Consider the following 21,184-nt stretch of genomic DNA (forward strand, 5'->3'; position numbering starts at 1 on the left):
GTTCAAGCCTTGAGCGGTCAGACAATGCCTGTCGTGACGGTGAACGTCCGGGTTTGCTGCGGTTCCAGTTGAAGCAAGGTTCCATTTCGCTGCGCCGCGAGAAAACCTTCAGGCCGACAGGTCGCGGGCAGGGCAAAGGCGGCAACCTGCTGATCGCCGTTATAAAGAATCCAGCGGGTCACGTAATTCAGCTCCGCGCTGGCGAAACGTGTCACGAACGTGGTGCCATCCGGGGCGATCATACTGAATTCCGGGGTATCCGTGTACCTGTCCAGTTCATCGGCGAAGAACACGATTTCCGGGTCGTAAAAGCCAGGCTCGTTGAGCGTTGCCAGCGAGGCTTCACCCTGCAAAAGTCGTTGATTAAACGCCAGCCACTGCGCCGTGGGTTTGACATGCGCCGGCACCGACTCGCGTAGCTTCAGCGCGGTATCCGGGATATTCTGGCGGAACGTGGCGTTCGGCACATAGGCATAGTTCATGTGGCACATGTACTGTAGCGGCATGGCGACTGAAGCCAGGTTAGTCACTGTCATCTGAATATCAAACAGCGCGCTTGCTTTACGCATTACCACCGTAGGTTGCGCCTGATAATGATGACCGAACCCCATCACATACTCGTAGCGCCCGGTCACGCGCAGACTGTCGCCCTCTAACTCCAGCCAGGCGTCGTCCATGGCAGCGCAGGGCATCTCGCCGTGCAGCGGATGTGTATCTTCCGGCGACGGGCAGCCATTCGCCAATAGTCCGGAATGGAAAGCAAAGCAACCATACGTTGCCACCACTTCCGCAGCCGGCTTCGGCTGGCGGAACATGTTGCGCATAGTCAGATCATGACCGTCAAACTGCGCGTCCCAAATCATCTGCCCCATCCAGGGCAGAATCACCAGATGACCGCGGCTGTTTTGTATTTTCAGTCCTTCCACGCCGCTGGCGTAACGAAACGCCGTAACCGTAAAATCGTCATTTTCCAGCAAGATACGCGGCTGCTCGCTAAAAAGCTCCCGCCATAATGTAATACGTGTTGTCATGGTTGATCTCCTCAGGACGCGGCGACTTCAGCCAGGTTGCCGCGCACTTTGCTTTCGCGCCAGAAGTAAACGCCAACGTAAACAAAGCACAGCATGGAAACCAGGAATGAGAGCTGTAGCGAGTGGAACATGTCCGCCACATAACCCTGAATCGCAGGAACCACCGCCGCGCCGACAATCGCCATCACGATGACCGCCCCCGCCATTTCAGTATGTTCGTTATCGACGGTATCGAGCGTTCCGGCATAAATGGTCGCCCAGCAGGGGCCAAACAGAACACTGACCAGCACCGCCACGTATACCGCGCTAAAGCTGGGCGCCAGCGCCACGTAGGCCAGGAACAGCGCGCCGATCACAGAGTAAAGGATCAGGACTTTTTCCGGGTTAAAGCGCGTCATCAGAATGTTGGCGATAAACTTGCCGATAAAAAAGCAGGCGAAGCTGTAGACCATAAAGGTTGAGGCATCGCGCTCATTGATATCGCCTAATTCCAGCGCCAGACGGATAGTGAACGACCAGACCGCCACCTGCATTCCCACATACAGGAACTGCGCCACAATACCGCGACGGAAACGGGCGTTGCTGGCGAGATAGCGTAACGTATCCAGCGCCGAAGGACGTTTATGACTCGCGGTTTGCGCGACTTTACAGGTCGGGAAACGCGTCAGCAGGAACAGTACCATCACCACTACCAGAACCATAATCATGTACTTATAGGGTTCCAGAGTGTTTTCCAGCATCAGCACCTTGAAGTTGTGGACTTGCTCGGCATTCATGCCCGCCATCTGTTTTTCCAGGCTTTCCCCTTCGGAAAAGACCAGATATTTACCCAATAAAATGCCTGCCGCCGCGCCGATCGGATAAAAGGTCTGGCTGATATTCAGCCGCAGCGTGGCGTAGGCTTTCGGCCCGATCATCGAACTGTAGGTATTCGCCGCCGTTTCCAGGAAACTCAGGCCAATCGCAATGGCGAAAATCGCCGCGAGGAACATGGTGTAGGTCGCCATGTGCGACGCCGGGAAAAAGAGCGTACAGCCGACAATGTATAGCGTCAGGCCGATAAGTATCGCCACTTTATAACTGGTTTTTTTAATGACCAGCGAGGCCGGAATAGCAATTAAAAAATAACCGCCATAAAAGGCGCTTTGTACTAATGCCGAAGCAAAGTTGCTCAGCGAAAATACACTTTTAAATTGCGTAATCAGAATATCATTTAACGCGGCTGCGCATCCCCATAATGGGAATAAACAGGATAACAAAATAAACTGGAACAGAGGTGTCTTATTCAGATACCCGTCGGGCATCTGAACGATGTTTTTATCGTTCATAGTGCTACCTTTAACAGTGCAGGGTGATTGTTATTCGTTCAACGAAAGATACTCATTAAATTGCTCAATGCTTGGATAAGAGGATTGGGTGCCTTTCCCGGTGACGCTGAAAGCGGCAAAGAGGACGGCTTTTTTCATGGCGGCTTCCACATCCCCGCTCTGGACATAGTAATGCGCGAAACAGCCGATAAAGGCATCGCCCGCGCCGCTGGTATCGACAGCGTTCACTCTAAACGCCGGAACATGGACTTCCTGGTCACGCGTCATCCACAGCGCGCCTTTCTCACCCATGGTGACAATAATATTGTTCAGCCCTTTATCTACCAGCGAACGTGCCGCTGCGCGAATATGGTCATAGGTATCCACTGGCATACCGGTTAATATTTCCAGCTCGGTTTCATTGGGTACAAAGAAATCGCATTTACAGGCATAAGACATATCTAATTCCCGTAATGCTGGCGCAGGGTTTAATAACACTTCAATCCCATGTTTCTTGCCAAATTCTATTGCGTGATAAACCGTTTCAAGCTGAACTTCCAGTTGCAGAACAATAAGCTGGCATTTTTTTAAATCTTCCGCCGCGCGATCGATATCTTCCGGCGAGAGAAACTTGTTGGCGCCTTTGATGATCAGAATGCTGTTGCTGGAGTTGGCGTTGACGAAAATCGGCGCTACGCCGCTGCTGGTACACGGTACTTTTTCTACATACGTCGTATTGATCCCCCAGGATTCGAGATTACGAATGGTGTTGTCGGCAAAAATATCGTCGCCCACTTTGGTCAACATCAATACTTTTGAATTGAGCTTAGCGGCCGCCACGGCCTGGTTCGCCCCTTTTCCGCCGCAGCCGATTTTAAACGCCGGCGCTTCCAGAGTTTCCCCTTCTTTAGGCATCTGGTTGGTGTAGGTGATAAGGTCCACCATGTTAGAGCCAATAACCGCGATATCCATTTTACTCCCTCTCAGAAATCGTCACACGACAATGATATTAAAATAACATTATCATGTTACTTCCGTATCATTTGTGACTATGATCGCGATTAGAGGATCATTTTGCCATTTACTGCGTGAACAATCCCTGGCGGAACAAATCATTTTTAGGGTTACAATTTACTGAAAATTAACTATTTATTGTTATAAAACGCGAATAAGCCCACTTTTATTTCCTGACGGCCGGACGTATAGTAGTGCCACACTGTAATGTTCTCAGAAACACATAAATGTTACTGATGGAACATAACAACATGATTTGCGGAGAGGGTGAATGGAGACCAAGCAAAAAGAACGTATCCGACGCTTGATGGAGTTACTGAAAAAGACCGATCGAATCCATCTGAAAGACGCCGCGCGGATGCTGGAAGTTTCGGTGATGACCATTCGCCGCGATCTCAGCCAGGATGATGACCCTTTACCGCTGACGCTGCTCGGCGGCTATATCGTCATGGTAAATAAGCCTACGTCTTCAACCAATATGCCGCTGCCGGCGAAAAAGACGCATCATCGGGACGACCTTCCCGTTGCGATCCTGGCCGCCGGCCTGGTGCGTGAAAACGATCTGGTTTTTTTTGATAACGGTCCGGAAATGCCATTAGTTATCAGCATGATACCGGATGATATTACCTTTACCGGGATTTGCTACTCGCATCGGGTATTTATCGCGCTGAATGAAAAGCCTAATGCCACGGCGATTCTGTGCGGCGGCACCTATCGGGCCAAGAGCGATGCCTTTTATGATGCCAATAATCCTTCGGCGCTGGATTCGCTCAATCCGCGCAAAGTGTTTATTTCCGCCAGCGGCGTACATGAACATTTTGGCGTGAGCTGGTTTAACCCGGATGATCTTGCCGCCAAACGTAAAGCGATGGAGCGCGGTCTGCGCAAAATTTTGCTGGCGCGTCACGCCCTGTTTGATGAGGTCGCGCCTGCCAGCATTGGTTCGCTTTCTGCCTTTGATGTCCTGATTAGCGATCGCCCATTACCGACAGATTATGCCGTTCACTGTCGGAATGGTTCCGTCAAAGTCATCACGCCTGATTCGGAAAGTGAATAACTTACTCAAAAAAGACGGCAATTTTATTGAACATGGTGGGATCGGACTGGTTTCGTACCACCTTCGCCACGTCTTCCAGTTTATCGATCTGACTGATCATCTGTTCAAGCCGCTGATCGTCATTGACCAGAAGCCAGATGCGGCTCTGATCGCTACCCTGAATCGGTAAACAGAGAATACCCTCAACGTTGAAAGCGCGTCGGGCGAACAGCCCGCAGACGTGGGTCATCACGCCAGGATGGTTGCGAACGGTCAGCTCCAGAATAACGTTATCATGTGATTGTTTCTGCATGGCTTATTCCCCCACCATCTCTGTATTTGCCGCGCCCGGCGGCACCATCGGATACACTTTTTCTTCCGCATCAATGCGCACGTGGATCAACGCCGGTCCAGGACGACGAATGATAGCCTGCAACGCCGCCTGCGGATCGGCTTCGTTATTCAAATCACAGGTGTCCAGACCAAACCCGGCGGCAATCTGCATAAAATTGATGCTTCCCGGATAGGTTGCCGCAAAAACGCCCTGTTTATAGAACAGACTCTGTTGCTGATGTACCAGTCCCAGCGCGTCGTTATTCATCAGGATGATTTTCACATCCAACTGGTTTTCGCTGGCGGTAGCCATCTCCTGAATATTCATCATCAAACTACCGTCGCCGGAAAAACACAGCACCTTGTTGCCCGGATTCGCCAGCGCCGCGCCAATCGCCGCGGGCAGACCAAACCCCATGGTGCCCAGCCCGCCGGAAGTCAGCCACTGACGCGGACGGTTGAGCGGATAAGCCTGCGCGGTCCACATCTGATGCTGACCTACGTCAGTGGTAATAATCGCGTTGTCGTCCACACAGGCGGCGACTGCGTTAATCAGCCCATAGTGACTAAGCGGGTTATTTTCCTGGGGAATACTGCAGGGGAATTCTTGCTGCAAGTCCGCCACCAACTGATGCCATGCTTCCCGCGGCTGTGCCTCGATATGGGGAATTAACTGTGCCAGTACATCATCGACATCCGCCTGAATAGCCACATGCGGCTGCTTAATTTTGCCTAACTCGGCGCGATCGATATCCACATGGATGATTTTGGCGTTCGGACAAAACTGCTCCGTTTTGCCAATCGCCCGGTCATCAAAACGCGCGCCCAGGACAATCAGTAAATCGGCCTCTTGCAGAATAAAATTGGTACTGCGCGCGCCGTGCATCCCCAGCATTCCTAACGACAGCGGATGCGCCTTAGGCAGCATTCCCAGCGCCATTAAGGTCATTGTCGTCGGCAGTTGAGCTTTTTCCGCCAGTTCGCGCACGCGTGTCGGCGCATTGATCACGCCGCCGCCCAGATACAGCACCGGACGCTTCGCCGCGTTAATCATTGCGGCGGCCTCGCGGATACTCTCTGCGCTAAACTCCGGCGGGGGTGATTTTTCCGCCGGCGACGGCAACGCATCCAGCTCAATTGTCGCCGTCTGCACATCTTTAGGAACGTCTATCCACACCGGGCCAGGACGCCCCGACTGCGCCAGACGAAAAGCATCGCTCATCACCTGAGGCAGCTCGTTGATATTTCTGACCAGATAGTTGTGCTTGGTGATGGGGATAGAGATACCGTAGGTATCCACTTCCTGAAACGCGTCAGTACCGATCATGGACGCCGGAACCTGCCCGGTAATGCAGATTAACGGAATGGAATCCAGGCGCGCATCGGCAATGGCCGTGACCAGATTGGTCGCGCCCGGCCCGCTACAGGCCATACAAACAGCAGGTTTACCCTCCGTCCGCGCCATCCCCTGCGCAATAAACCCCGCGCCTTGTTCGTGGCGCGCCAGAATATGACGGATTTGCGTGCTTTGGCTTAACGCGTCGTAAACGGGGAGGATCGAACCGCCGGGAATGCCGGTGACGATACGAATCCCCTGGCGCTCCAGAAAATGAACAATAAATTCCGCGCCCGTAAAGCGCTGAGGTGTAGATGTTGTGCCCGAACTTGCCATGCTCCATTCCTTTTATTCTGAGCCGACGTTCCGGGAAGGTGTCTTAAACAAAAAACCCCGCCCGGTTTGCGCCGGCGGGGTTTTGGAATCGTGTGTGTTCCGGACCCTACGGCGCATTGCCGACGACCACCACCACACGCACGACGACCACTGCGCGAGATGGCGCAGTTGTTAGTAGGGTCGCGTTCAGCATGGAAGGGTTCATTAGGGGCCTTGTCTGTTTGTTATTAACACGTTTTATACAAGCACAGCGCTTTCAGCATGACAACGGAAAAATTTTCATCTGCACAAAAATGCTTCAGCGATCACATTTTTCTACGAATTTACACGCTTTGAGTATAGGCGTGATAAGCGTAGCGCCCTCCGGTAATCGCCGGGATTGATGATCACGCGTTTCACAATGCCGGAAAACAAAAAACCTCGCCGAAGCGAGGTTCTTACAGCGTAATGCGGGTGGTAGCCGCGAAGCACACTGTGTTATGTCAACAGCAGAAGTATACGCGTTCTGTGCAGAACGCGCAATTTCGGCGCGAATTTTGATGAATTTGAGTATGGATCAGAAGCTCCGTTCTGTCTATAAATTACTGTTAATTTATACAGTACTTAACTATAATGTCTTTGACACAATGTGTTATGCGGGGGCCGCATCGTAAACCGGCGCAACGAAGTCCTGGCTGAAACGGGTGGTGCCGTCAGCGCCTTAACCCCCTCGTGAGCACACTGTGTTATGTCAACACGCACACTATTCCTCGCAAAAGGGATCGCGTGCGCAACAGCTGGCAACAGGCAGCGGAAAGGTACGTCGGCTGGCAGTGCTCCTTAACCACAGGAGACGCGTATGAGCGTAGTGGATATCACCATTCTTATCCTGAAACTCATTGTTGCAGCACTGCAACTGCTTGATGCTGTTCTGAAATACCTTAAGTAATTCAGATTCAAGCCGCACCGAAGGGGAGCGGGCAACCGCTCCCCTTTCACCTTATCCGCTGGTCTTTCGCTTCCCGGGTATGTTACGTTTTTATGACATCCTCAACGACGCCTGACGCTATGACCCTTTCCGTTTTCTGCATTTTGCTGTTCGCCGCGCTGCTACATGCCAGCTGGAACGCCATTGTCAAAGCGGGAAACGATAAGCTCTACGCCGCGATCGGCGTCAGCGGTTCCGCGGCGGTCATGGCATTGATCCTTTTGCCCTTCTCGCCGCAGCCAGCTCACGCCAGTATCCCTTTTTTAGCGGCCTCTACCGCGCTCCAGGTGGTGTATACCGTCCTGGTGGCGAAAACCTATCAGGTCTCGGACATGAGCCAGACCTATCCTCTTATGCGCGGCACCGCGCCGCTGCTGGTGGCGCTCATTAGCGTTCTGTTTCTTGGCGACAGCCTGTCGTCGCTAGCCTGGGTCGGCATCGCAGTGATCTGTATGGCGATACTTGGGATGGCCTGTAATGGCCGCGCCAGTTCTCAACGTGGTGTCGTGCTGGCATTAACTAACGCCTGTTTTATTGCCGGATATACGCTGGTGGACGGGACCGGCGTAAGACTCTCCGAAACGGCGCTGGGCTATACGCTATGGTCATTTTTTCTCAACGGCGCCTGCCTGTTAACCTGGGCGATGATTGCGCGGCGGCGGGAAGCGTCGCGTTATCTGGCGCAACAGTGGAAAAAAGGCATTTTTGGCGGGATTGGCACTATGGGATCTTATGGGCTGGCGCTATGGGCCATGACCCAGGCGCCGCTGGCGGTGGTCGCCGCGCTGCGTGAGACGTCGATTTTATTCGGCGCGCTGATAGCCTGGCTGCTGCTTAAAGAGAAAGTGGCCGGGCTACGTCTGGTGGCGGCTGGCGGGATTGCCCTCGGGGCGATTTTACTCCGTCTGTCATAATTGCCCAATAACAGCCGCAGACGTAACACATTCTCGGCAACATTTGTTGCCGCTTTTGTTTACATATCCTGCCGTTCCTTCGTCTGCCATTGCTGGTCGCTGTCTGGCCTTCTTTTTCTGGTGTGATAGATTCCTCTCGCATTTATGGGAATGCGCAGCAAGTTATTCTTATTTTTTCTTTTTTTGAAAAGTAATCAGCGAAATGAAAAGGCAGAGAAACGTCAATTTGTTGTTGATGTTGGTGTTACTAGTGGCCGTAGGGCAGATGGCGCAAACCATTTATATTCCCGCCATCGCCGATATGGCACAAGCGCTAAACGTCCGGGAAGGCGCCGTCCAGAGCGTAATGGCTGCTTACCTCCTGACCTACGGCGTCTCGCAACTGTTTTACGGCCCGCTTTCCGACCGGGTTGGGCGCCGCCCGGTAATCCTCGTCGGCATGTCTATTTTTATGGTAGCGACTCTGTTCGCCATGACCACGCATAGTTTGACGGTGTTGATTGCCGCCAGCGCCATGCAAGGGATGGGAACCGGCGTTGGCGGAGTAATGGCGAGAACGCTCCCGCGCGATCTGTATGAAGGAACGCAACTTCGTCACGCCAATAGCCTGTTAAATATGGGGATTCTGGTCAGCCCGCTGTTAGCGCCGCTGATTGGCGGTCTGCTGGACACCCTGTGGAACTGGCGCGCGTGTTACGCTTTCCTGCTGGTGCTTTGCGCTGGCGTCACCTTCAGCATGGCGCGCTGGATGCCGGAAACCCGCCCCGCCGGCGCGCCGCGCACACGGCTGATCGCCAGCTATAAAACGCTGTTTGGCAACGGCGCATTTAACTGTTATCTGCTGATGCTAATCGGCGGGCTGGCTGGCATTGCGGTCTTTGAAGCCTGTTCCGGCGTGCTGATGGGGGCAGTATTAGGTCTCAGCAGTATGGTGGTAAGCATTCTGTTTATTCTGCCGATTCCGGCGGCGTTCTTCGGCGCCTGGTTTGCCGGACGCCCGAATAAACGCTTCTCAACCCTGATGTGGCAGTCAGTTATTTGCTGTCTGCTGGCAGGCCTTATGATGTGGATTCCCGGCTGGTTTGGCGTGATGAACGTCTGGACGCTACTCATCCCCGCTGCACTGTTTTTCTTCGGCGCCGGGATGTTATTTCCACTGGCCACCAGCGGCGCGATGGAGCCGTTTCCGTTCCTTGCAGGCACCGCTGGCGCGCTGGTCGGCGGGCTGCAAAATATTGGTTCCGGCGTACTGGCGTGGCTTTCGGCAATGTTGCCGCAAACCGGTCAGGGCAGTCTGGGACTGTTGATGACCCTTATGGGATTACTGATCCTGGCGTGCTGGCTGCCGCTGGCGTCACGGATATCGCATCAGGGACAGACGGTTTAACGTTCCCCTCGCCCGGCTTTTTGCCGGGCGTTTCACATTCCGGCGCGATCATCGCATTGAGCAGGGACTCTTGCGCCGGACGCCACGCTCCTTCTTCGCCGTCATAAAACTGTGTGTCCGCGTTTATCGCATACGGAATATGCGCTTTTTTCAGCTCGCAGGCCATAAAACGGGCAAACGCGAACTGTGAAGCGACCGGCGTCATTTTTATCGACTCTCCCGGCGCCCATCCGCCCACCCAGCTTGCATGGCCGGTCTTATGCTGCCAGCGAACTGCAGCGTTAATCCGTGCCCGAATCGCCGCTTTTTCCGCCGCCGTGCCTGACGTCCACGGATATTTACCGCCGCTTTTCAGGGGTCCCCACGGGAAGATGTGCCACTCCGCCAGTACATAGTTCTGGCTTTGCGCCGGCAGTTTAAGCGCCGACAAATCCTCCGGCGCGGCGCGCATTCGGGGGGCAACGAAAATCATCCGCTGTGGGTCAATGGCGTGAATCAGGCGGATGGTTTTGTCATATACGCGATTCAGCGACGCCATATTATGATTGAGTTTGTCGGCAGGCTCATAAATGAGATCGAACCCCAGAAGCGGGGATGTCTGACCAAAATAGCGCGCGACCACGCTCCACCAGTTGATCAGCTCCTTTTCATGGCTGGCGCTGGGATCGGTTTTATACGCATCCGCCTGATAGGCAATAATGGGTATGACACCATAGTATTCGCAGGCTTCTACCAGCTTACGCAAATGAATGAGGCGCGCTTCCGTCGGCGCGCCTGCCACACGAATACGGACATGCGTTAACCCTTTTGCCTTAAAATCCCGCACGACCAGCGGATCAAACTCGCGAATACCCCGTTCCGTTCGCGCCCAGTCAACATCCATCCCAACGCCAAGCTGCTGCGCATAGCGCGCCGCCGTCAAAGGCATCGGTTTCGCATAGACGACCGCGCTGGTCAGCATGAGAGAGGCAATAAGCGGTTTAAACACGACGCCCCCTAAAATTTTTACCACGGTGATAGCACGTATTTAGCATATTCACTCCCGGCAGGTGTAGCGACAAAGCGTAATAAATCTTCACACCTGTTCCTGCAACCAGCGAATAAATGCCTCGATTTTCGGCCACTGCCTGCCAGGCAGAGTGGTGACATAATAATGCTGATGACATTTCAGCCTCATGTCACCAAAAGGCGCAATCAGTTCGCCGCTGTCGAGACGCTTTTGCACCAGCCGTTTACGCCCCATCGCCACGCCAATGTGGTTCATCGCGGCAATCACCGCTAAATCAGAACGATCGAAGCCAATGCCGGATGAATCCGGCAAATTTACCGCAAAATGCTGCGCCCAACTGTGCCACTCATCAGTGCCAGAATCGTTACTCCACGCCTGTCTGTCGTGTAAGAGCGTACAGTGCCGCAAGTTATTCAGGTTGTCCTGCAAGGCGAAACGACGGGCGTAATCCGGGCTGCAAACGGGCAAAATCGCCTCATCCATTAAAAAATGGTGCGTGAGCTGCGCCGACGGCGCATCGTCAAAATAGATAGCCAGGTCAATGCCGGCACGCTGTAGGTTAACGTTATCGTTGCCGGTCAGCATAGTGAGAGAAATTGACGGATAGCGACGGGTAAAGTCCCCCAGCGCGGGCACCAGCCAGCACTGGGCGATAGAGGGACGTGAATACACGGTTAGCGTGCCGGACAGTTCCTGATTTTTGATATCGAGGATTTCCTGATTCAACGTATCCAGCGACGATTTCAGCGCCCAGAATACCCGTTTGCCTTCATGGGTAAGCTCCACTTTACGGTGAGAGCGGACAAATAGCTGGATTCCCAACTCGGCTTCCAGTTGATTGATACGATGGCTTACCGCACTTGGGCTTAACGACAGCTCATCTGCCGCCAGAGCAAAGGACTGGTGTCTGGCCGCGACTTCAAAAGTATAGAGTTTGGATAACTGCCAGCCGTTGAGTAAGCGGTTTCGGGTATCGCGAAGGGGTTCCATGGCAACCTCAGTCATCTTTTAATTTCCCGAAGTGTAAAAAAACACGCTGAAAAAATCCGCACATAGATGAAGCAAAATGAACCATATCGCAAAATAAAGGCAATATTAGATGGAAATCACATAGTTGATTCAATTTACATCATGTGAATGGCAAATTATATCGTTTGTCAGGGGGTGCTGTTTTTCTGTCCAATAAGAACAGATTAATCACAGGGTAGGTGAGATATGCACGCTCAAATCTGGGTAGTGAGCACGCTGCTGATCAGCATCGTGTTAATCGTATTGACCATCGTGAAGTTTAAATTCCACCCCTTCCTGGCGTTACTGCTCGCCAGTTTCTTTGTCGGCGCGATGATGGGCATGGGGCCGCTGGAGATGGTCACGGCGATAGAAAACGGAATAGGCGGTACGCTCGGTTTTCTGGCCGCCGTTATCGGTCTTGGCACCATCCTCGGCAAAATGATGGAGGTTTCCGGCGCGGCGGAACGCATCGGGCTTACGCTCCAGCGCTGCCGCTGGCTCTCTGCTGACGTGATCATGGTACTGGTGGGGCTGATTTGCGGTATCACGTTGTTCGTGGAAGTGGGCGTCGTGTTGCTCATCCCACTGGCGTTTTCTATCGCTAAAAAGACCCATACCTCGCTGCTGAAGCTGGCCATTCCGCTGTGTACCGCGCTGATGGCCGTCCATTGCGTGGTACCGCCGCATCCGGCTGCGCTGTTTGTCGCAAATAAACTGGGGGCGGATATCGGCTCGGTGATTGTCTACGGTCTGCTGGTCGGACTGATGGCCTCATTGGTCGGCGGCCCGCTGTTCTTAAAGTTTCTGGGTAATCGTCTGCCGTTCAAGCCCGTACCGACAGAGTTTGCGGATCTTGAAGTGCGCGCCGAAAACACCCTGCCATCGCTGGGCGCAACGCTGTTTACCGTTCTGTTGCCGATTGGCCTGATGCTGGTGAAAACCGTCGCTGAACTGAATATGGCGAAAGACGGCACGTTGTATACGCTGCTGGAGTTTATCGGTAATCCGATCACCGCGATGTTTATCGCTGTCTTTGTAGCGTATTACATACTCGGTCTGCGCCAGCATATGGGGATGAGCACGCTACTTACCCACACCGAAAACGGCTTTGGCGCCATTGCGAACATCCTGCTGATTATCGGCGCGGGCGGCGCGTTCAACGCCATTCTCAAAAGTAGCGGGCTGGCGGACACGCTGGCGGTGATCCTCTCAAATATGCATATGCACCCGATTCTGCTGGCATGGCTGGTAGCGCTGATTCTGCACGCGGCGGTCGGCTCTGCGACGGTGGCGATGATGGGCGCCACCGCGATTGTTGCGCCCATGCTGCCGCTCTATCCTGACGTCAGCCCGGAGATCATTGCGATTGCCATTGGTTCCGGCGCCATTGGCTGCACGATCGTGACCGATTCCCTGTTCTGGCTGGTCAAGCAGTATTGCGGCGCTACGCTGAATGAAACGTTTAAATACTATACGACGGCCACGTTTATCGCATCTGTCGTTGCACTGGCTGGCACATTCCTGCTTTCCTTTATCATCTGATCGTAAAGAGACGTACTATGGAAAACATACAAAAGCTCATCGCCCGGTATCCTTTGGTCGAGGATCTGGTCGCCCTCAAAGAAACCACCTGGTTTAACCCGGGCGCCACCTCTCTTGCACAAGGTCTACCGTATGTCGGCCTGACGGAGCAGGACGTAAACGCCGCCCATGACCGTCTGGCGCGCTTTGCGCCGTATCTGGCGAAAGCGTTTCCGCAAACCGCTGCCGCTGGCGGCATGATCGAATCTGACGTGGTCGCTATTCCGGCCATGCAAAAGCGGCTGGAAAAAGAGTATGGGCAAACGATCGACGGTGAAATGCTGTTAAAAAAAGACAGTCACCTGGCAATCTCTGGTTCCATTAAAGCGCGCGGCGGCATCTACGAGGTGCTAACGCACGCGGAAAAACTGGCGCTGGAGGCGGGTCTGTTAACCACCGACGATGACTATAGCGTGTTGCTTTCGCCGGAATTTAAACAATTCTTCAGCCAGTACAGTATCGCCGTCGGTTCAACCGGCAATCTGGGGCTATCGATCGGTATCATGAGCGCCTGCATCGGTTTTAAAGTGACGGTACATATGTCTGCCGACGCCCGCGCCTGGAAAAAAGCGAAGCTGCGTAGCCACGGCGTGACGGTCGTGGAATACGAGGATGATTACGGCGTGGCGGTTGAGCAGGGCCGAAAAGCAGCACAATCCGATCCAAACTGTTTCTTTATCGACGATGAAAACTCCCGCACGCTATTTCTGGGCTATGCGGTAGCGGGCCAGCGCCTGAAAGCGCAATTCGCGCAACAGGGACGCGTCGTTGACGCCAGCCACCCACTGTTTGTTTATCTGCCGTGCGGCGTTGGCGGCGGCCCTGGCGGCGTCGCCTTTGGCCTGAAACTGGCGTTTGGCGACAACGTCCACTGTTTCTTTGCCGAACCGACCCATTCACCCTGCATGTTACTCGGCGTTTATACCGGTCTGCACGATGCCATCTCAGTACAAGATATCGGTATTGATAACCTGACGGCGGCTGACGGCCTGGCGGTAGGTCGCGCTTCAGGCTTTGTTGGTCGGGCAATGGAGCGTCTGCTTGACGGCCTCTATACCTTAGACGATCAAACAATGTATGACATGCTGGGCTGGCTGGCGCAGGAGGAAGGAATTCGACTGGAGCCATCAGCTCTGGCAGGGATGGCCGGGCCACAGCGCATTTGCGCCGCCACCGAGTATCAGCAAAGGCATGGATTCAGTCAGACGCAGCTCGGCAACGCGACGCATCTGGTATGGGCAACCGGGGGCGGCATGGTGCCGGAGGATGAAATGGAACAATACCTGGCAAAAGGACGCTAATACTCGCTCAGAGCCGGAAAGACGGCAGCGCCATCCGGCACGCCATCGCCTGATGGCGCTACGCTTATCAGGCTTACGACGCTAACGCAGCATCGCCATCAACTCCTCCGGCGAGCGATGCTGTTTCAGTAAATCCCGCATCACCCGCATATGCGGCGAGGAGTAGTTAAAAAAGGTCTGGTAGCCCTCGCAAAGCCGGTTTTTCCCCTGGCTATCCCGATGCTCAGGGCATCCGCCGCCGCAAAATCGTAATAAAGAGCACTTCTGACATTCAGCGCTTAGCGGCGCCTTGTCCGGCGCTTCAGCGCCATTCCTGCCGCCGCACCACTGCTGTAGCGTCTCATCAAAAAGGCGAACCGAGATACGCTGAATATCTTCACGTACCCAAATATCAAATACGCTATTTAAAAACCGCCCCCAGTCTGCTGAACACAATGAATCCTCGGTCAACATTCCGTTCCGGTCATGTTCCAACAATGGGATAAAATGGACATTGCGAATGCCGAGCCGTTGTAAGTTACGGTACAGTTGCTGAGGGCGCTGGCTATTCTGGCGATTTACGACGACCTGAATCTGGTCATCACTCACGACAATGTCCTGACGTCCTGTCATATAAAATTCCCGATAAATGCAATAAGTTGGCGAATATGGGTAACAGCAAACAGGATTGCGAGCGACAACACCGCGAGGGAGATCAAAAATTTGTCACGCACGACATGAGTTTCGGAAAAATCGCTATGCGCGACATCCATCAAATTACGACTCAGGGTATAACGCCAAAGAATCACCGCCACTATCGCCAGAACGCTGATTGACACCCAGAACAAGAACCCCGCCTGATGCCAGTGGTGCCTGACGGCTAACGCCATTAACGCCCCGTATCCCAGCAGCGTGCGAAACCAGGCCAGCGAGGTACGTTCCGGTTGCAGCCCCGGATCGTTCTGCCGACGGGCTTTACGACTATCCGGCATACAGTACCAGCCCCATCACTATCACCGCGACAATCATCAAAATAACGCTGATGATCAACAGGCTATGGGTATAAGGCAAATCCTCTTTCAGACGCATCGCTTTTTCATTACGTAACCAGCGTAGATAGCCATAAATCGCCAGGCCGCCCGCAAACAGACAGAGTAATAACGCCAGCAGTTCACGGATCACTGGCGTGGCAAAATCCGGGGCGAGCTGATCAAGACCGACGCCTGCCGCCAGAAATCCCAGCGAGGTGCGAATCCACGCCAGAAAGGTACGCTCATTTGCCAGTGAGAAGCGATAATCCGGCGCTTCTCCGAGGCGGGAAATCTTCATGACGACTCCTTTTACGTTCTTATGTATTCCCGTTCGTTTTCAGAATACCACTCACGTTGTTGCTGATATGCTTCACATTATCCCGCAGCAAGGGAATCTTATTGCAAAATAACTGTAGTTCACTGGTGATGTGTTTCGGCGCAACCGCGCTCATTGCCGCTATTTTTCATTTCAGTTGCGACCTTTTTCAACGCCACCGCAAGGAAAGGCATTATTGCCGAATTAAAAGCTGAAAAACCACCCGTCGCGACGAAAAAAAAGGCGAAGAAGATTGATAACTAACTGAAACAAATTGGAATTATGCTCGTTGCCATTACGCTGATTAGCGCGTTCATTGAGGAAAGAGATAAGAAGAAGAGCAGAAGTGTGACCGGTGCGGCGCGCGTTATCCAGCCTGGATTTAACACAGTGCATAGGCCGGATAAGCAACGCGCCATCAGGCGCTAACCCATTCCCCAAAAAATCACCGCCAGCAGTTGTGGCGTGATAATACGCAGGAACATCACTAACGGATAGACGGTCGCGTAAGAGAGCGCCGCCGCGCCGCTGGTGGCATGAAGATTGTTGGCAAATGCCAGCGCTGGCGGATCGGTCATCGAACCGGCCAGCATCCCGCACAGCGTCAGATAGTTCATTTTGGCAAAAATCCGCGCCAGCAAACCGACGGTAATCAGCGGAATAGCGGTGATGAAAATACCATAGCCAATCCAGCTTAATCCTTCACCCTGCGTCAGCGTATCGACAAAATCGCCGCCGGATTTCAGCCCAACGATCGCCAGAAACAAAACGATGCCTAACTCACGCAGCGCGAGGTTGGCGCTCGGCGGCATAAACCAGTACAGCTTACCGATGCTGCCGATACGCCCCAAAATGAGCGCCATGATCAGCGGCCCGCCGGCCAGCCCCAGTTTTAACGCGACCGGGAATCCCGGCACAAACAACGGGATTGACCCAAGCAGAACCCCTAATCCGATGCCGATAAACACCGGCAGCATCTGCACCTGCTGGAGTTTTTGTTGCGCGTTGCCGACCACATTGGCTACCGCATCAATCGAGGCTGGACGCCCCACCAGATTGAGAATGTCGCCAAACTGCAGGCTAGCGTCGCTACTGGCGACCAGTTCAACGCCCGCGCGGTTAAGACGGGAGATAACCACGTCATAACGCTCTTTAAAGTGCAAATCGCGGATACGTTTGCCGAGCACTTTTTCGTTGGTGACGACCACACGCTCGACGCGTAAATCCGTGCCGCGCGTCGACAACGAGGTGTCCACTTCCTTGCCGATCACCAGTTGCGCGTTATGCAGGTCGGTAGATTGGCCGACGAGGTGCAGCAGGTCGCCTGCCTGGATAATCGTCCCCGGCGACGGCACCATCAGCGTGTCGTCGCGTTTCAGGCGTGAGCAAATGATTTTATCGCTGTTCAGGATCGGCACATCCTGGATAGCCATATTATTGAGGTTCGGATTCTCGACACGGATATTCATTGTTTGAATTAATGAATGACCGTTAGCGAGAGAGGATTCGTGCTTCTGCGCCTCCGCCTCGACGTTAACGCGAAAAATCAGCCGCATCAGCCACATGGTGAGCAAAATACCGCAGATGCCAAACGGATACGCCATCGCATAGCTCATCCCCATCTGATCCACCAGATCCACTGGCGTTCCCAGATCGCGCAGGATTTGCTGACCCGCCCCTAACGCAGGCGTATTGGTGACTGCGCCGGAGAAAATCCCCAGCACCACTGGCAGCGGAATAGCGAAAATTTTATGCAGAATCGCGGTGACCAACCCGCCCATAATCACAATCAGAACAGCAAACAGATTGAGACGCAGCCCGGAAACGCGCAGCGAGGCGAAAAATCCCGGCCCCACCTGTATGCCGATGGTATAAACAAAAAGGATCAGGCCGAATTCCTGGATAAAGTGCAGCATATCGCCGCTCAGCGTCACTCCAGCCTGATCGACGAAGTGGCCGACGATAATACCGCCGAACAGAACGCCGCCAATACCAAAGCCGACACCGCGCACTTTAATGTTGCCGATCCATAAACCGACAACCGCCACCAACGCCAGAACGCTGACCGTCAATGCGATATCACTCATCTTTTCTTCCCTGTGAGTAACATTTCAATTTATAGGGATTATGACTGAACCGTTAAGGCATATATACAGCATGGCGCACATTCTCATGTTACAAAACCGCCCAGACGTCCTGACTTCGGCAGCGTCTTACCCTTTTTCGTGGCACAAAAAAGCCCCGCCATCTCTGGCGGGGCAAGGCAAGGAGCTCATTAGCTATTTAATGCGGAGCGTTCGTTAATGGCGATACGCTGCGGCGCAATGGTTTCCGGCTCGTTGCGGGTTAAATCAATATGCAGCAGGCCGTTGGTAAACGTCGCGCCGGAAACTTCCATATTCTCAGCCAGCGTAAAGCTCAGGCTAAAAGGCTGCATGACCAGGCCCTGATGTAACCATTTGGGCTCGTTTTCCGGCTGTTCCGGCGTGCCTTTCACCGTCAGGCGCGTGCCTTCCAGTTGAATATCCAGATCTTCCTGACGGAAACCGGCTAACGCTAAGGTAATGCGATAATGGTTATCGTCGCTTTTTTCGATGTTATAGGGCGGGAAGCTCTGGCTTTCGCCGCTGTTTTGCAGCGCATTGGCCAGCTTGTCAAAACCGATCCATTGACGCAGCAGTGGGGATAAATCGTAGTTACGCATAATCATTTCTCCTTCTAAGAAGCGAGTTTTTACCTTCACACTTTACGTGCGAATATGCTCCCTGACGGCGAGCATGGGATGACAGGCCGCGCAACGCGACCCGACGGAATCAGTTAATTTCGATACGGCGCGGTTTGTTCGCTTCCGGAATCACGCGCTCCAGTTCGATATACAGCAGCCCGTTGACCAGGTTTGCGCCGCGAACGTGAATGTTCTCCGCTAACTGGAACTTACGTTCAAAGTTACGCTCGGCAATGCCCTGATACAGGTAAGTACGTTCTTTCTGCTCGTCCGCATGAGCGCCTTTTACCACCAGTAAATTATCCTGGGCAGTAATCTCCAGTTCGCTTTCCGCGAAACCGGCAACGGCAATGGCGATGCGGTAGTGGTTTTCGTCTACCAGCTCAACGTTGTACGGAGGGTAGCCGCCATTACTTTGGCTTTGGTTATTTTCAAGCAGGTTAAACAGACGGTCAAAACCAATGGCAGAACGGTACAGCGGGGATAAATCAAAGTTACGCATAATCATAAACTCCTGAAATCAGCGAGAATGTCAGACCTTCCATCATGGACAGGCCAGGATTGCCAGAACACCCATCAGGCGTGCCCTTCTATTCACTACGTCTTATAAATGGGTCTGAATACGTACTTTTCAAGTATTTTAATCCGACTTTTTTTTGCAGTTTATTGGCTATTGCATAGACTGGTTGGGACAGCACTGATTGTTAAAGTGCGATTACCGCCACAGTGCCACGTACTGGTGATGTTATTTTTAGCAACGGATCGCTATAACTCATCATGCAAATAACGACAACCAACAGATGAATGAGTGATGATAAAAAACGTGTTGTTAACGCTGATAATATGGAATGGGATGCTTTTATTAGGCGGTTGTTCAAGCGTCATGTCGCACACCGGCGGTAAAGAGGGTACTTATCCTGGCACGCGCGCCAGCGCTACGATGATCGGTAACGATGAGACAAACTGGGGCACCAAATCGTTGGCCATCCTGGATATGCCGTTTACCGCCGTGATGGATACGATCCTTCTGCCGTGGGACATCTTCCGCAAAGACAGTTCGGTAAGATCGCGCGTAGAGAAAAGCGAGGAGGAGACGAAAATGACCAATGCCGTCATCCCCCCGGCGAAGATGCCTCCTCCCTGATTTATCGCCCGGTTTCCGTCACCCATAGCTGACGGAACCCTTTCACCTCTTCCATCCATGCGACGTGTCGCCCATCCGGTGAAAAAACGACGGCGTCCGCAGACGGCGGGTTGTCGTGCCTGGCGGTTAAGAAGTCGATCTTCCCACTTTGTGCGTCGCAGCAGGCAATCCGATTTTCCAGCACCAGTCCCAGCCATTTACCCGACGGATGCCAGTTAAACGCTGACTGTACGCCGGTCGCATGATGCGTTAACTGCCAGGGCTCGCCTCCCTGCGGCGATATCAGCCATAGTTGCGCTACGCCGTTATCGTCCCGCATCAAAAAGGCGATCGCCGTCGCCTGCGGATTACTGCGGACCCAGTGGCGTGGTTCATTAGTGAGTCCAGGATAAACACGCTGGTGAGTGAAGGTAAGACGCCGCTGAACTACGCCCAACGGCGGCGATGGCATCGTTGATTCGGTTCCCGTCAGCGGCGTGTCGCCTGCCTGTTTCCAGCCGTTTTCATGACACGGTAAATCGACAATAAACAGCTCCGGGACTTTTTGGCCCGTCAGCGACAGCGTATCGCCAATAAAGGCGATCTGGCGGTTGCCCACCCAGCCCTCTTCATAGGCGCGGTTAATATCATCGCTGCCAGGTCTCGGCGCAGGCGTCGTGCGGCTAACCAGTACGCACCAGTGGCTACCGCTGTATTCGCGCGGATGCTGAACCGGCACCGTTACCGGCCCATACGGCACGGCCACGCCGACATTACGCAGATCCAGCGCCGGATCTCGCTCATGCAGAACGTGGTCATTATAGGTAAAACTCACCAGCTCGCCGTTCGGGCTAAATACATGGACGTGGCTGCCGCCGCGCAGCGCGCCGGGAGTATACGGCGCAGTAATATCCATCGCATCGAGGTTAGTCACGCCTCCCGGCGTTGCAATAACGCCCCGACGGTGGTGGAAATCGTAATGCCACGTCTCATCAGGGTTTTCAGGGCCATGAATAAACACATAGTGATTGTCGGCAGGATGCACCGTCACCACACCGACATGCGCGCCCTGCACGGCGCGATAAATCACCTCCACGTCGCCGGTATGCACATTGACACGCTCAATAGTCTTGCCCGTAAATGACGCGCCTGAAGGCCGCACATCAAAGACCAGCCACTGGCTGTCAGGTGTCCAGGTATTGGTGTTGGTAAGCTGGTGATGGCGCGGCGTAAAGGTGATTTGTTTCATGGGATGTCCTGATAAGAGACGATGCTCGTCATCATACTGCACACGGGCTTCACTTTCAGGCTTTCGCGTATCGTTGGGATAGCCAGGCCCGATGGCGCCACGCCACCGGGCCGTCAGGGTCTTATTTCTCCTGCGCCAGCCGGATACTGCGCTCTATCACCGCCCGCCGGGCGTCACCCGCCGGCAGTAACTTCAGCA

Annotated in this window: 22 protein-coding genes, 2 pseudogenes and 1 other annotated feature; of the genes and pseudogenes, 8 read left to right on the forward strand and 16 right to left on the reverse strand. The window is 53.6% G+C overall.

The window, feature by feature from the left end; translation table 11 throughout:
• Positions 1 to 17: 17 nt before the first annotated feature.
• From ACLJRH_RS08895 to rbsK, 3 genes are read right to left on the reverse strand one after another with little or no spacing between them, the layout of a single operon-like run.
• Positions 18 to 1,031, reverse strand: coding sequence for an aldose 1-epimerase family protein (locus tag ACLJRH_RS08895; protein WP_001631358.1), 1,014 nt, complete (start codon positions 1,029 to 1,031; stop codon positions 18 to 20).
• An 11-nt stretch (positions 1,032 to 1,042) separates the two neighbouring features.
• Positions 1,043 to 2,359 (reverse strand): L-fucose:H+ symporter permease, encoded by a 1,317-nt coding sequence (fucP, locus tag ACLJRH_RS08900; RefSeq protein WP_000998359.1) that lies wholly within the window; start codon positions 2,357 to 2,359, stop codon positions 1,043 to 1,045.
• Positions 2,360 to 2,389: 30 nt separating this feature from the next.
• Positions 2,390 to 3,310 (reverse strand): ribokinase, encoded by a 921-nt coding sequence (gene rbsK, locus ACLJRH_RS08905; RefSeq protein WP_000350272.1) that lies wholly within the window; start codon positions 3,308 to 3,310, stop codon positions 2,390 to 2,392.
• 313 nt (positions 3,311 to 3,623) lie between these two features.
• Between rbsK and ACLJRH_RS08910 the strand changes: the two genes are divergently transcribed.
• On the forward strand, positions 3,624 to 4,409 hold the full coding sequence (locus tag ACLJRH_RS08910; RefSeq protein ID WP_000448643.1) for a DeoR family transcriptional regulator: 786 nt from the start codon (positions 3,624 to 3,626) through the stop codon (positions 4,407 to 4,409).
• Between the two features lies 1 nt (position 4,410).
• Here the strand turns inward: ACLJRH_RS08910 and ilvN are convergent, their stop codons facing one another.
• From ilvN to ivbL, 3 genes are all read right to left on the reverse strand, one after another.
• Positions 4,411 to 4,701, reverse strand: a complete 291-nt coding sequence (gene ilvN / locus ACLJRH_RS08915) for an acetolactate synthase small subunit (protein WP_001171826.1) — start codon at positions 4,699 to 4,701, stop codon at positions 4,411 to 4,413.
• Between the two features lie 3 nt (positions 4,702 to 4,704).
• Positions 4,705 to 6,393 (reverse strand): acetolactate synthase large subunit, encoded by a 1,689-nt coding sequence (gene ilvB / locus ACLJRH_RS08920; RefSeq protein ID WP_000168439.1) that lies wholly within the window; start codon positions 6,391 to 6,393, stop codon positions 4,705 to 4,707.
• A gap of 106 nt (positions 6,394 to 6,499) precedes the next feature.
• The gene (gene ivbL / locus ACLJRH_RS08925) at positions 6,500 to 6,598 is read right to left on the reverse strand and encodes an ilvB operon leader peptide IvbL (RefSeq protein WP_001541152.1); all 99 of its coding nucleotides are present in this window, start codon (positions 6,596 to 6,598) and stop codon (positions 6,500 to 6,502) included.
• Positions 6,599 to 7,120: 522 nt separating this feature from the next.
• Between ivbL and ACLJRH_RS08930 the strand changes: the two are divergent.
• The 4 genes and pseudogenes from ACLJRH_RS08930 (at position 7,121) to emrD (ending at position 9,661) form a co-directional block, all read left to right on the forward strand.
• Positions 7,121 to 7,235: pseudogene (locus ACLJRH_RS08930) on the forward strand (hypothetical protein).
• On the forward strand, positions 7,232 to 7,321 hold the full coding sequence (gene tisB / locus ACLJRH_RS08935) for a type I toxin-antitoxin system toxin TisB (RefSeq protein ID WP_000117642.1): 90 nt from the start codon (positions 7,232 to 7,234) through the stop codon (positions 7,319 to 7,321). Before ACLJRH_RS08930 ends, tisB begins: the two are co-directional and overlap by 4 nt.
• Positions 7,322 to 7,413: 92 nt before the next feature.
• Complete coding sequence (locus tag ACLJRH_RS08940; protein ID WP_001636137.1) at positions 7,414 to 8,274, forward strand: DMT family transporter; 861 nt, start codon at positions 7,414 to 7,416, stop codon at positions 8,272 to 8,274.
• A 202-nt stretch (positions 8,275 to 8,476) separates the two neighbouring features.
• The gene (gene emrD, locus ACLJRH_RS08945) at positions 8,477 to 9,661 is read left to right on the forward strand and encodes a multidrug efflux MFS transporter EmrD (protein WP_000828737.1); all 1,185 of its coding nucleotides are present in this window, start codon (positions 8,477 to 8,479) and stop codon (positions 9,659 to 9,661) included.
• Here emrD and ACLJRH_RS08950 read toward each other — a convergent pair.
• Both ACLJRH_RS08950 and dsdC read right to left on the reverse strand, forming a co-directional pair.
• Complete coding sequence (locus ACLJRH_RS08950) at positions 9,588 to 10,673, reverse strand: cellulase family glycosylhydrolase (RefSeq protein ID WP_023137362.1); 1,086 nt, start codon at positions 10,671 to 10,673, stop codon at positions 9,588 to 9,590. The genes emrD and ACLJRH_RS08950 overlap by 74 nt on opposite strands.
• A gap of 63 nt (positions 10,674 to 10,736) precedes the next feature.
• Positions 10,737 to 11,660, reverse strand: coding sequence for a DNA-binding transcriptional regulator DsdC (gene dsdC / locus ACLJRH_RS08955; RefSeq protein ID WP_001541637.1), 924 nt, complete (start codon positions 11,658 to 11,660; stop codon positions 10,737 to 10,739).
• A 225-nt stretch (positions 11,661 to 11,885) separates the two neighbouring features.
• Between dsdC and dsdX the strand changes: the two genes are divergently transcribed.
• A complete protein-coding gene (gene dsdX, locus ACLJRH_RS08960) occupies positions 11,886 to 13,223 on the forward strand; it encodes a D-serine transporter DsdX (RefSeq protein WP_000543319.1) in 1,338 nt (445 codons plus the stop codon).
• A gap of 17 nt (positions 13,224 to 13,240) precedes the next feature.
• A complete protein-coding gene (gene dsdA, locus ACLJRH_RS08965; protein ID WP_000427988.1) occupies positions 13,241 to 14,563 on the forward strand; it encodes a D-serine ammonia-lyase in 1,323 nt (440 codons plus the stop codon).
• Positions 14,564 to 14,644: 81 nt separating this feature from the next.
• Here dsdA and ACLJRH_RS08970 read toward each other — a convergent pair whose 3' ends face one another.
• From ACLJRH_RS08970 to ibpA, 6 genes are all read right to left on the reverse strand, one after another.
• Positions 14,645 to 15,175: a radical SAM protein gene (locus ACLJRH_RS08970; protein WP_000147831.1), complete on the reverse strand. Its 531-nt coding sequence runs from the start codon at positions 15,173 to 15,175 to the stop codon at positions 14,645 to 14,647.
• The gene (locus ACLJRH_RS08975) at positions 15,172 to 15,534 is read right to left on the reverse strand and encodes a DUF202 domain-containing protein (RefSeq protein ID WP_001113454.1); all 363 of its coding nucleotides are present in this window, start codon (positions 15,532 to 15,534) and stop codon (positions 15,172 to 15,174) included. The genes ACLJRH_RS08970 and ACLJRH_RS08975 overlap by 4 nt, the downstream gene beginning before the upstream one ends.
• Positions 15,524 to 15,871: a YidH family protein gene (locus ACLJRH_RS08980; protein ID WP_000703964.1), complete on the reverse strand. Its 348-nt coding sequence runs from the start codon at positions 15,869 to 15,871 to the stop codon at positions 15,524 to 15,526. Before ACLJRH_RS08980 ends, ACLJRH_RS08975 begins: the two co-directional genes overlap by 11 nt.
• Positions 15,872 to 16,314: 443 nt before the next feature.
• The gene (locus ACLJRH_RS08985) at positions 16,315 to 17,976 is read right to left on the reverse strand and encodes a putative transporter (RefSeq protein ID WP_023137363.1); all 1,662 of its coding nucleotides are present in this window, start codon (positions 17,974 to 17,976) and stop codon (positions 16,315 to 16,317) included.
• Positions 17,977 to 18,164: 188 nt separating this feature from the next.
• Positions 18,165 to 18,593: a small heat shock chaperone IbpB gene (gene ibpB, locus ACLJRH_RS08990; RefSeq protein ID WP_001246919.1), complete on the reverse strand. Its 429-nt coding sequence runs from the start codon at positions 18,591 to 18,593 to the stop codon at positions 18,165 to 18,167.
• A gap of 109 nt (positions 18,594 to 18,702) precedes the next feature.
• Complete coding sequence (gene ibpA / locus ACLJRH_RS08995) at positions 18,703 to 19,116, reverse strand: small heat shock chaperone IbpA (protein ID WP_001532742.1); 414 nt, start codon at positions 19,114 to 19,116, stop codon at positions 18,703 to 18,705.
• Positions 19,110 to 19,183, reverse strand: a sequence feature (ROSE (Repression Of Heat Shock gene Expression) occurs in the 5'-region of heat shock genes and acts as an RNA thermometer to modulate expression.). (Overlaps the previous gene by 7 nt.)
• Positions 19,184 to 19,425: 242 nt before the next feature.
• On the opposite strand from ibpA, the gene ACLJRH_RS09000 reads away from it, so the two are divergent.
• Positions 19,426 to 19,758: a YceK/YidQ family lipoprotein gene (locus ACLJRH_RS09000; RefSeq protein WP_001543704.1), complete on the forward strand. Its 333-nt coding sequence runs from the start codon at positions 19,426 to 19,428 to the stop codon at positions 19,756 to 19,758.
• Position 19,759: 1 nt separating this feature from the next.
• Here ACLJRH_RS09000 and ACLJRH_RS09005 read toward each other — a convergent pair whose 3' ends face one another.
• A complete protein-coding gene (locus ACLJRH_RS09005; RefSeq protein ID WP_023137364.1) occupies positions 19,760 to 20,986 on the reverse strand; it encodes a DUF3748 domain-containing protein in 1,227 nt (408 codons plus the stop codon).
• A 121-nt stretch (positions 20,987 to 21,107) separates the two neighbouring features.
• Positions 21,108 to 21,184 (reverse strand): annotated as a pseudogene (locus ACLJRH_RS09010) (hypothetical protein); the annotation flags it as partial.

Origin of the sequence: Salmonella sp. SAL04162 (assembly GCF_046551535.1) — a bacterium.
Lineage (GTDB): Bacteria > Pseudomonadota > Gammaproteobacteria > Enterobacterales > Enterobacteriaceae > Salmonella > Salmonella enterica.